The sequence below is a fragment of the Pseudomonas sp. Sample_23 genome, from assembly GCF_004307595.1.
In the GTDB taxonomy this organism is placed as follows: domain Bacteria; phylum Pseudomonadota; class Gammaproteobacteria; order Pseudomonadales; family Pseudomonadaceae; genus Aquipseudomonas; species Aquipseudomonas atacamensis.
On the sequence record NZ_RCNX01000065.1, the window covers coordinates 22,478 to 31,454 of the forward strand.

At 59.1% G+C, this 8,977-nt stretch carries 7 protein-coding genes; 6 read left to right on the forward strand and 1 reads right to left on the reverse strand.

From position 1 onward, the window contains the following. Positions 1–90 precede the first annotated feature (90 nt). Both D8U82_RS17130 and D8U82_RS17135 read left to right on the forward strand, forming a co-directional pair. Entirely contained in the window at positions 91–2,538 is a 2,448-nt protein-coding gene (locus D8U82_RS17130) for an acyl-CoA dehydrogenase (protein WP_130902595.1), read from the forward strand. Positions 2,539–2,611: 73 nt separating this feature from the next. Further along, entirely contained in the window at positions 2,612–3,019 is a 408-nt protein-coding gene (locus D8U82_RS17135; RefSeq protein ID WP_016771014.1) for a PA2817 family protein, read from the forward strand. A 628-nt stretch (positions 3,020–3,647) separates the two neighbouring features. Here D8U82_RS17135 and D8U82_RS17140 read toward each other — a convergent pair. Continuing rightward, on the reverse strand, positions 3,648–4,646 hold the full coding sequence (locus D8U82_RS17140; protein WP_024013940.1) for a LysR family transcriptional regulator: 999 nt from the start codon (positions 4,644–4,646) through the stop codon (positions 3,648–3,650). A gap of 89 nt (positions 4,647–4,735) precedes the next feature. Here D8U82_RS17140 and D8U82_RS17145 point away from each other — a divergent pair, with 89 nt between their 5' ends. From D8U82_RS17145 to D8U82_RS17160, 4 genes are all read left to right on the forward strand, one after another. Beyond that, on the forward strand, positions 4,736–5,362 hold the full coding sequence (locus tag D8U82_RS17145) for an alanyl-tRNA editing protein (protein ID WP_130902596.1): 627 nt from the start codon (positions 4,736–4,738) through the stop codon (positions 5,360–5,362). A 90-nt stretch (positions 5,363–5,452) separates the two neighbouring features. Next, the gene (locus tag D8U82_RS17150; RefSeq protein ID WP_110601728.1) at positions 5,453–6,223 is read left to right on the forward strand and encodes a 2OG-Fe(II) oxygenase; all 771 of its coding nucleotides are present in this window, start codon (positions 5,453–5,455) and stop codon (positions 6,221–6,223) included. 1 nt (position 6,224) lies between these two features. Beyond that, positions 6,225–6,863 carry a LysE family translocator gene (locus D8U82_RS17155; protein ID WP_016773667.1) on the forward strand — a complete coding sequence of 213 codons (639 nt, stop codon included), beginning with the start codon at positions 6,225–6,227 and terminating at the stop codon, positions 6,861–6,863. Between the two features lie 187 nt (positions 6,864–7,050). Further along, positions 7,051–8,790, forward strand: coding sequence for a dipeptidase (locus D8U82_RS17160; RefSeq protein WP_130902597.1), 1,740 nt, complete (start codon positions 7,051–7,053; stop codon positions 8,788–8,790). Positions 8,791–8,977: the final 187 nt, after the last annotated feature.

Below are 8,977 nucleotides of genomic sequence, written 5' to 3' on the forward strand. Positions count from 1 at the left end.
ATTTCAATCACCATGCTCTGACCACCCTTATTTGCAGATGCCGTCTAAGCTCTGGAGGGTCGATTTGCCTTGGTTCACGGAGGACTGAATATGCTGTTGTTGTGGATACTGGTTTTGATCGTCGGCGTGGCGTATCTCGCCCATCGACGCATCGCCCCGCTGCCCGCGCTGGGCATCGTTGCGGCCTATCTGGTCGCCATGGGGATTTTCAGTCACGCGCCGGGCTGGCTACTGTTTGTCTTCTGGGTCCTGTTGGCGGTGGTCGCCGCGCCATTGTTGTTGCCTGACCTGCGTCGCAAACACTTCACCGCGCCGCTGTTCAACTGGTTCCAGAAAACCCTGCCACCGATGTCGCAGACCGAACGCGACGCGATCGATGCCGGCACCGTATGGTGGGACGGCGAGCTGTTCAGCGGCCGTCCGGACTGGGACAAACTGCTGTCCTATCCAAAAGTGCAACTGAGCGAAGAAGAACAGGCGTTCATCGATGGCCCGACCGAAGAACTCTGCGCGATGGTCAGCGACTGGCAGATCGGCCAGTCCATGGACCTGCCGCCCGAGGCCTGGACGCATATCAAGGAACACGGCTTTTTCGCCCTGATCATTCCCAAGGAATACGGCGGCAAAGGCTTCTCCGCCTACGCTCACTCCCAAGTGGCAATGAAACTGGCGACGCGCAGCGGTGACCTCGCCTCAACCGTGATGGTGCCCAACTCCCTCGGCCCGGCCGAATTGCTGCTGCATTACGGCACCGATGAACAACGTAATCACTACCTGCCGCGCCTGGCCCGTGGCGACGATATCCCGTGCTTCGCCCTTACTGGTCCGCTGGCCGGTTCCGATGCCGGCGCGATGCCCGACACCGGGATCATCTGCAAAGGCCAGTGGGAAGGTGAAGAAGTCATCGGCCTGCGCCTGAACTGGGAAAAGCGCTACATCACCCTCGGCCCGGTCGCGACCCTGCTTGGCCTGGCATTCAAGGCTTATGACCCGGATCATCTGCTCGGTGAAGAGGAAGACCTCGGCATCAGTCTGGCGCTGATCCCGACGGATACCGCAGGTGTGGAAATCGGTCGTCGTCACCTGCCGCTGGGCGCCGCGTTCATGAACGGTCCGAACTCCGGCAAGGACGTATTCATTCCGCTGGACTACCTCATCGGTGGTCAGGAAATGCTCGGCAAAGGCTGGATGATGCTGATGAACTGCCTGTCCGTCGGGCGTTCGATCTCGCTGCCAGCCGTGGGCACCGGCGCGGCCAAGTTCACCAGTCTGGTCACTGGTCAGTACGCGCAGATTCGTGAGCAATTCAATGTGCCGCTGTCCGCTTTCGAAGGCATCCAGGAAGCCATGGCGCGCATCGGCGGTAACGCGTGGATGATGGACGCCGCCCGCATGCTCACCGCCAACGCGGTGGACCTGGGGGAAAAACCTTCGGTGCTGTCGGCGATCCTCAAATATCACCTCACCGAACGCGGCCGCGAATGCATCAGCCACGCCATGGATGTGCACGGCGGCAAAGCAATCATCATGGGGCCGAACAACTACCTCGGCCGCAGCTGGAACGGCGCGCCGATCTTCATCACCGTCGAAGGCGCGAACATCCTGTCGCGCAACCTGATGATCTTCGGTCAGGGCGCGATCCGTTGCCATCCGTTCGTACTCAAGGAAATGGCCCTGGCCGGTCGCGAGGACAAGGATCAGGCACTCAAGGAATTCGACGGCCTGGTGCTCAAGCACATCGGTTTTGCCGTCAGCAATGCCGCCAGCACACTGGTGCTGAACCTCGGCCTTGGTCACTTCGAACATGCGCCGGGCGACAGGATCAGTCAGGGCTACTTCCGCGCGCTGAACCGTCAGGCCGCCGCATTCGCCATGCTCGCCGACTTCAGCATGATGCTCTTGGGCGGCGAACTGAAACGCCGCGAACGTCTGTCGGCTCGCCTTGGCGATGTACTGAGCAACCTGTATCTGGCCTCCGCCGCGCTCAAGCGTTATCACGACCTGGATTCGCCGGCGTACATGGAGCCGCTGTTCCGCTGGGCCATGGAAGAAAGCCTCGGCCAGTCGGAGCGTGCGCTGGATGAACTGCTGAGCAACTTCCCGAACAAAGTCTTCGGCTGCCTGCTGCGGGTCATCGTCTTCCCGTTCGGTCGCCGTCACAAAGGCCCATCGGACAAACTCGGCGCCGAAGTCGCTGCGGTCATCGGTCGCGCCAAAGGCGATCCGGCGCTGGAAGAACTGCTCGCCGGCTGCTACCGCCCGCAATCGGCGGACGATGCGGTGGGCGCCCTGCAACACGCCAGTGACCTGCTTAACGCCGCGCAACCGCTGCACAAGAAACTGCACACCGCACTGAAGAGCGGCCAGGTCAAACCGGCAGCCGGCGAACACGCCATCGATGCCGCACTGGAAGCCGGCGTACTGCAAGCCGTCGAAGCGCAAAGCCTGCGCGACGCCGAAGCGGCCCGCCGCAAGGTGATCGACGTCGATGATTTCGTCAAAGAAGAACTGACCCAGGCAGAGGGCAAAGTCCGCTGATCCCGGTTTATGTGAAAAAACGGCGCGAGGGCTTTATACTCCCGCGCCCGTTTTGCTCTTGAGGACTTATCTCGTGTCCAACGTCGTTGCCGATCATCTCGTGTTGCTCGACCACCTGCGCATTATCCTGGTCGCCGTAGGTGAGGCCGAACAAGTGCCCGAAGAAAGCCATGCCCTGTTCCTCGAGCGCTTCGACGAACTGCTGGCCTCCCTGCCGATCGACCCTATCGAAAGCCAATACCTGGGCCAGGACATCCTCACCCAAGTCATCAGCCGCTACCCGCAAATCGCCCACTTGATCCCCCGCGACCTGCTGTGGTTCTTCGCCGGCGACTGCCTGCACTACCTCTCCGACGAAGAAATCGACCTCTACCAGGCCCTCGAAGAACGCCGCTACGAAGCCGAACAGAACGACGAACCGTTCGACTGGAACCAGGAAAAACAACTGCTGGCCATGTCTGCGCAGGACAGCAAGCACTGATATCGACAGGTAATCGAAAGGCCCGCACTGGTGATTCCATGCGGGCCTTTTTTTCTAGATCAAAAACACCCTCACCCTAGCCCTCTCCCGGAGGGAGAGGGGACTGACCGAGGTGTTTGGGCGAGTTACGTCGATGTGAAAGTCCGAGTTGAACTCGGGATTTGAAAAGCACACAAATCAGCTACCTCTCCTCGGGGAGAGGGCTGGGGTGAGAGGCGAATCCAACAAAGATCCAAAGCAGACCACACGCTTTTCACCACTCAAAACAATGAGCGCAAGCTCGAGTACCGCTCTTGATCTTGATCCATAAACGACGTCGGAAGGCTGAGCGTAGGGATTGATCCGGGCGTGGGAGCGCAGCGACCGTACGACGCAGTCGTACACAGCGGAAGGAGGTGCAGCGAAGCAAACCGGAGCCGCTGCGCCCGGATCAGTCCCGGAGCGAAGGGACCCGAGCCTGCGAGGGCCGAACGCAGGAGCTAGCGTTTTGGTTACTTTTTGGCGTCTGAAAAAGTGACTCGCCGTAAGGGCGAAACCGCCAGCCGCAGCACCCGCAGAAACGGATATTTACCCAAAACCCCAAGAACCTGGTCGGCCCAAAGGCCGCCAAGCCCCCCACAAAAAAACCTCAAAGCAACCCCTCACTCTCCGGCAGCTCATACGCCACAGCCGCATTGCTCCCACCGGCAGATTTTCCGGGTCTACCCAACGTCGGCTCCTTCTGCAAACACTCCACCAGATAATCAATAAACACCCGCAACTTCGGCGGCAGATAACGCGTCGGTGAATGCAGCAACCACAACCCGCCATGGTAAGAGGCAAGAAACGTCCAGTCCGGCAACACCTGCACAATCAACTTCTGCTCCAATGCGTAACGCGCCGTGAAATACGGCAGACTGCCAATGCCGATGTGCTGCAACACCGCCCCCAAGCGCACGCCCGTGTGATTGGCGGCATAGCGTCCGCGCACACCGACCGTCACCGCCTTGCTGCCCTTCTTGAACTTCCAGCGCGCATCGCTCGGCGTTTCGCCCAGATAAATACAACTGTGGTTGAGCAAATCGTGCGGATGCGTCGGCGTGCCGTGTTCGGCCAGGTATTGCGGCGTGGCGCAAAGCAAATGATCGATGGTCAGCAACTGCCGCCCGACCAGACCGGCCGGTGGACGATCAGTGATGCGAATCGCCAGATCGACATGATCATCGATCAGATCGACCTGACGATCTTCCAGCAACAACTCGACGTCGACCTTGGGATAGCGGCGCAGAAACTCCGGCATGTGCGGATGAATCACAAAGCGCCCCACCGCTTTCGGCACGCTGACCCGCACCAGACCTTCGGCTTCGTGGGTGAACTGGCCGCTGATTTCCATCACCGACCTGGCCGCGCTGACCATTTCCTGGCAACGCTTGAACACCTCTTCGCCGCCATCGCTCAAGCGCAGTTTGCGCGTGGTGCGTTGCAGCAGGCGCGTGGCCAACGCCTTTTCCAAGCGGGAAATACTGCGACTGACCGCCGAGGGTGAGGAACCCATCTGCCGCGCCGCTTCAGAGAAGCTGCCGGTCTCGACAACCTTGACGAAAATCGCCATTTCACCCAACAGCGGCAGCGGAAGATTGATGCTCACGACGCACAAGTCCTTTGATGTTCGAACGGATTATCACGTTATTGCACGATTCATATAATAAAAACAGAACTTCGATCAGGGCATGGAATATGACGCTTCGCCTGTTTTTTCACAGTGACGACCTCAAGGCGAATGTCGAAGTCCTCGACTGCACACCCCACGAGAACGAATTCGCCGTAGTGCTGCGCGCTACCCTGTTTCACCCCCAGGGCGGCGGTCAGCCTTGCGACACCGGCTGGATCGGTGAAAGCCGGGTGTCGCGCGTGGTGCAGGAAGCGGAGCGCATTGTGCATTTCGTCGACCGCCCGCTGCCGCTGGGCATGACCGTCATCCGCATCGATGAAGAACGCCGCCGCTTCAATACACGCATGCACTCGGCCGGGCACCTGATCGGTCATTTCATTCAGGCCATGGGCTGGATGCCGATCAAAGCGCACCACTGGCCGGACGAAGGCCGGGTGCAATTCAAACCGGGCGATGGCGCGGAAGAAGTCGATGCGCCAACCGTGCAAACCGGTATCGAGCAGTGGATCGAACACGATCTGCCGCGCCTGACTTCACTGCGCGAGGGCGCGCGGGAAATCAGTTTCGGTGAGCTGCCAGCCTATGGCTGCGGTGGCACCCACGTACGCAGCCTGAAGGATCTGGGCACAGTCACGATCGCGTCCCTTTCGCAGAAGAAAGGCATGCTGTCCGTCCACTACAGCGTGGATTGAGCATTTCGGACGTTGCCATCGCGCAGCGTCCGACGCCGGGGAACCGCACTCGCTGGTTCCGTTGACTATCGATAGATGGACCTAAAACAAATGATGCTAGACGTCGAGCGTCTCGATGAGACGTGCATAAAAAAACTGGCCAACGAAGAAGTCCTCGCCATCCGCGTCAAACGCTTTCTCCCCGAGCCACTGGCGATCGAGATCGGCGACAAGATCCTCGCCCCGGGCTTTGAAGGCTACATCAACGCACCGAGCATCGGACGCATCGGCATGGCCTTCTACGAGGCGGAAAACCAGCCGCTGCTGATCGAGGATTACTTCGAACGCGCCACCCGCAACATCGCCGAACTGCGCCAGCGCTGCGCGCCCTACTCTTCGCCGATCGACACGTTGCGCTGCATGCTCGACGAGTCCTGGCCCGCTGGCGCGCATCTGGAAAATCTCTACGGGCGCAAGATGTATGTCGGCTTGTCGCGCGTGGTCAAACCCGGCGTGTGCTTTCTTGCTCATCACGACATCTTCGCCAAGGACGCCCCGGACAGTTTTCAGGCGCGCAGCCTCGAGGCGCAATTTGCCTGCAACGTCTACCTGAACATGCCCACCGAGGGTGGCGCCTTGCAGATGTGGAATGACCACATCACCCCGGATCAATTCGACGAAATGCGCGGCGACAGTTATGGCATCGAGCCGTCGCTGCTGGGGCCGCCCGCCCTCGAAGTACGACCGCAGCCCGGCGATTTCATCATGTTCAATTCGCGGCGCATGCACTCGGTGACTCCGGGCGTGGCTGATCCGCGTTTGAGTCTGTCGTTCTTTGTCGGCTATCGCGGCGATGCCTCCCCTCTGACTTTCTGGAGCTGACATGCTTTCCAATTACCTGGGCGAGTTTCTCGCATTGGCCACCATCCACTTTCTCGCCGTGGTGGCGCCCGGTCCGGACTTCGCCGTGACCATCCGCCAGAGCGTGCGCTTCGGCCGGCTCGTCGGCATCTGCACTGCGCTGGGCATCGGCGCGGGAATCTCCGTGCACGTGCTGTATACCCTGCTCGGCGTCGGCGCCCTGATGCACACCACGCCGTGGCTGCTCACCGTCGCCAAAGTGGTCGGCGGTGCGTACATCCTCTATCTGGGCGTCAGCCTGATTCGCAGCAAACCGAAGAGCAGCGTCGAAGGCGAAAAAACCGCCGATGAGCCGCTGGTTGAACAGTCACTGTTCAAGGCATTCAGCACCGGTTTTCTGACCAACGCGACCAACCCCAAGGCCACGCTGTTTTTCCTGGCCATCTTCACCACGATCATCAGCGCCAGCACACCGCTGCAGATCCAGGCGTTCTATGGCTTGTGGATGTGCTTCGTCAACGCGCTGTGGTTCGTGATCGTCGCGCTGTTTTTCTCCAGCAACAAAGTGCGCCTGCTGTTCATGCGCCTTGGACACTGGTTCGAGCGCAGCATGGGCGTCATCCTCATTCTATTTGCCGGCCGCCTGATGCTGTCGATGTAACTCGCACAAAAAAAGTCCCGGCATCAGTTGCCGGGACTTTTTCATTTGTGCGCCTCTTTTGCATTTCTGTGCGACAGATCAAGTTTGTGACTCCCTCTTCACCTGCTCATGGTGGTAGGTTGCAAAATGTTTCTGCCGCAAGCGTCAGACATATTTTCCCAATCTCTAGCAAAGGAATGCCTGTTACATGGTCTTTTCCCTGAAAAAACTGGCCGCTGCCACGCTCGTCATGGCCAGCCTCACAGCGTTTACCAGCGCCGCACAAGCCAACATCACTGCCGAGCAAAGTGCAGCGATTCTGAAATCCTTCGACGGCGAGAACCTGACGGACTTCCGTAGCTTCCTTGGCAGCCTGGCGAAAAGCGACTTGGCCAAAACGGATAAGCTCAACCCGTCCATTAGCGCCTTCCTCGACAACAAGACCCTGAACGCCGAACAGCAGAATGAAATTCACCGTCTGCTGGGCATTTATACCCGCGTGAAATATGGCAAGGCCGCGCTGGAAACCCTGCGCCAACTCGTCGAGATCCCGACCTTCCGCAAGGACGGCGTGGAGCAACACGACAACCCGGAATTCATCAAGATTGCCGGCGAGATCCAGAAACTCGCCGAATCCTTCGGTTTGAAATTCCGCAATATCGATAACCGTGTCTACGAAATTTCTCTGGACGGCAAAGGCGACGAAGTCGTTGGCATTCATGCCCACGCAGATGTGGTGCCGGTGACGCCGGAAAACTGGGTGCTGAAGGACGGCACCAAACTCGACCCGTTCAAAGTCACGCTGATCGGCGATCGCATGTACGGTCGCGGCACCGAGGATGACAAGAACGCTATCGTCGTGGCGCTGTACGCCATGAAAGTGATCAAGGACGAGAAGCTGCCACTGGCGCGCAACTTCAAGTTGCTGGTCGACACCACCGAAGAAACCAGCGGCGACGCTATTCCTTATTACTTCGAACGCAACCCGACGCCGAACTACAACATGGCGCTGGACGGCGGTTATCCGGTGGTGATCGCCGAAAAAGGTTACGGCACCGTCATGGCCAACTTTGCCAAACGCAAAGGCGAAGGCAACGGCGCGGAAATCATTTCGATGACCGGCGGCAAAGCGACCAACCAGATTCCGTCCGCTTCGGTGGTCACACTGGTAACCGACAAGCCAGCCGAGCTCGCCGCCAGTCTGCAAAAGGCCGGCGACGCTTATGCCAAGGCCAACGGCGGCGACTTCGAAGTCGCGGCAAAGGTTGATGGCAAAGACGTCAAACTGACCGTGACGGGGGTTTCTGCGCACTCCTCCGAACCAGAATCCGGCGTCAACCCGGTCGCGCGGATGCTGAGCTTCATCAACAGCCTGGATGGCAAAGTCGCGCTCAAGCACAACCAGTTCACCGACGCCGCACGTTATGCCGATGACAACTGGGGCCTGGATTATCTGGGCAAAAAACTTGGCGTCGGTTTCTCCGACTCGTTCATGGGGCCACTGACCACCTCGCTGACCTACGTCGGTGAGGATGACAAAACCTTCAAGCTGGCGGTGAATCTGCGCGTACCGAAGGGCAAGTCTCCGGAAAAGCTCAAGGCTGAGATCGCTGAGAAACTTGACGCCTGGAGCAAGAAGACTCATGTCGCTGTAGCGTTCGACTATTCCGTGGCCGAACCGATGTATCGCAACCCCGAAGGTGAATGGGTCAAGGCGCTGCTTGCCGTAGCCAGCGAAAACCTCGGCATGAAGTCGGAATTCGGTACTTCCGCTGGCGCGACGTCGGTTCACGAATTGCCGAACGGCGTGCAATTCGGCCTGGCGCGACCTGAAGCCAAATACACCGGCCACACTGATGGCGAGTTCAAGACCGTCGAGCAGTTCCTGCTGGATCTGCAGATCGTCACGGAAATGATGGGGCGTGTCGGGCAGTTGCCGAAGCTGTAAAGCTCTGCCTGAGCCCGATCATTGATGACCGGGCGCAAAATAAAAAAGGACCTGTGAAAAGGTCCTTTTTTATTGCCGCCACAAAACGCGCACAAACAAAAACGCCGATCATCACTGATCGGCGTTTTTGTGAAATTGGAGCGGGAAACGAGACTCGAACTCGCGACCCCGACCTTGGCAAGGTCGT